The sequence below is a fragment of the Mycobacterium sp. 852002-51163_SCH5372311 genome, from assembly GCF_001667115.1.
GTDB lineage: Bacteria > Actinomycetota > Actinomycetes > Mycobacteriales > Mycobacteriaceae > Mycobacterium.
The window spans coordinates 1-2,473 of record NZ_LZIJ01000039.1; the positions used below are offsets into that span (position 1 = coordinate 1).

2 protein-coding genes are annotated in these 2,473 nt (G+C 66.6%); both read left to right on the forward strand.

What is annotated here, in order from left to right; genetic code table 11:
* On the forward strand, nt 1-1,359 hold a 1,359-nt coding region (locus A5791_RS05150), incomplete at its 5' end, for a serine/threonine-protein kinase (RefSeq protein ID WP_067232194.1).
* A gap of 153 nt (nt 1,360-1,512) precedes the next feature.
* Nucleotides 1,513-2,473: serine/threonine-protein kinase (locus A5791_RS05155; RefSeq protein ID WP_156661008.1), on the forward strand; the 961-nt coding region annotated here is incomplete at its 3' end.

Sequence of the window (2,473 nt, forward strand, 5' to 3'; positions counted from 1 at the left end):
GGGGTGATGCACCGCGACGTCAAGCCGCCCAACATCCTGGTCACCCGCGACGACTTCGCCTACCTGGTCGACTTCGGCATCGCCAGCGCGACCACCGACGAGAAGCTCACCCAGCTGGGCACGGCGGTGGGGACCTGGAAATACATGGCGCCCGAACGGTTTTCCAACGACGAGGTCACCTACCGCGCCGACATCTACGCGCTGGCCTGCGTGCTCTACGAATGCTTGACCGGCGCGCCGCCGTATCGGTCCGACAGCGCGAGCATGCTCGTCACCTCGCATCTGATGGACCCGGTCCCGCAGCCCAGTGCCAGCCGCGCGGGCATCCCCAGGGCCCTGGACGCGGTGATCGCGCGCGGCATGGCCAAAAAGCCCGAGGACCGCTATGCCAGTGCGGGCGATCTCGCGCTGGCCGCCCATGAAGCGCTCAGCGACCCCGATCAAGACCACGCCGCCAACATCGTGCGCCGCAGCCAGGAAGCCACCGTGCTGGGGCCCGGCAGCGGCGCGCCGCCGGCCACCCTGGCCGGCACCGGCGTCGCTGGTCCTCCGGCGTCGGGTCAGAACTTCACGCCGCCACCTACCCCCGCCCAGCAGTCGCCTTACCCCGGAGCTTCGAGCTCTGGACCTGTTCCCACGCCGCAGTACTTCCAGACTTCGTCCAGCAACTGGGGCGGTCAGCCGCCTGTCGGGCCCCCGCCGCAACAGCCCGGCGGCCAGACTTCGTGGACCCAGGGCCAACCGCCGGCCAAACGCAGCCCCTGGCCCATCCTCGCCGGCGTCGCGGCCCTGGTCGTGGTTTTAGTCATTGCCGGTGTCGGCGTTTACCTGTTCACCGGCAACTCGGACAGCCATCCGAAGGCGGATCACACCACCTCGGTCGTCACGACCACCCCGAGCACCTCTTTTTCGGCGCCACCGACCAGCGACCCGCAGAGCAAGCTGATGAGCATGCTGCCCAAGGGCTACCCCACGGGTACGTGCACATCGACGACTCCGTCGGCCAACAGCATCTGGGAGGGCTCGGTAGCGATGGTGAAGTGCGGACAGAACACCAGCCCGGGCGGCCCGACCAAGGCCATCTACGGCTTGTTCCCCAATCTCGACGCACTGAAGAAAGCCTTCAACGATGACATCGCCGCCGTGCAGCTGATGAACTGCCCGGGAGAGGGAGCATCACCGGACGGCTGGCACTACAAGAACAGCCCGACTGTGACGGCCGGCATGGTCGCCTGCGGCACCTACAAGAATCAGCCGAACGTGATCTGGAGCAACGAGGGCAAGCTGATGCTCAGTGACGTCTTCGGCGGCACCGCCAACATCGAGGAACTGCACAACTGGTGGGGCAAGAACGGCTGACCTGCACAAACCGCGACGCCTGAGGACGCGCAAACGAGTTGCCGTTCTGGTCGCACCAACATGATCGGATCGGCGGTTTTCTCCGAACCCATGCTCAGTCCGGGCTGTTGATATTGTCGGCGGGGGTTGCGGGGTTCTTTGGAGGGGTCATCGATGAGCGACGGGCAGGGCTCGCGCGCGGGTTCGATGTTCGGGCCCTACCACCTGAAACGGCCGCTGGGGCACGGCGGGATGGGCCAGGTCTACGAGGCCGAACACACCGTCAAAGGGTGGACGGTGGCGGTCAAGCTGATGTCGGAAACGCTCAGCAAAGACCCGGTGTTTCGGGAACGGATGAAACGCGAAGCCCGCCACACCGGCCGCCTGCAGGAACCGCACGTCGTACCCATCCACGACTACGGCGAAATCGACGGGCAACTCTACTTGGAGATGCGCCTCATCGAGGGCACCGACCTGGAGACTCTGCTCAAACAATCCGGGCCGCTGACTCCGCCGCGCGCGGTGGCCATCATCACCCAGGTCGCCTCGGCGCTCGACGCCGCGCACGCCGCCGGAATCATGCATCGCGACGTGAAGCCACCCAACGTCCTCGTCACCCGTGACGACTTCGCCTATCTGGTCGACTTCGGCATCGCCAATGCGACGACCGACGAGAAGCTCACTCAGATCGGCACCGCGGTGGGCACCTGGAAATACATGGCCCCCGAACGATTCTCATCGGGCGAAGTCACCCATCGCGCCGACGTCTATGCGCTGGCCTGCGTACTCTACGAGTGCCTGACGGGCGCCCCGCCGTACGCCTCCGACAGCGCCGGCGTGTTGGTCACCGCGCACATGCTGGACCCGATCCCACAGCCCAGCATCAAGCGCGCGGGCGTCCCGAAGTCGTTGGACCGGGTGATCGCACGCGGCATGGCCAAAAGGCCCGACGACCGCTACGCCACGGCCGGCGAACTGGCAAAGGCCGCCCACCAAGCACTCACCAATCCCGATCAACACCAGGCCGTCGACATCCTGCGCCGCAGCGACGAAGCCACCATGCCGCACAAGGCAGCCACCCGCCAGACGGTCAAGCACCAACCGGCGGCCGCACCAACCGGCTTCGTCGGCCCGG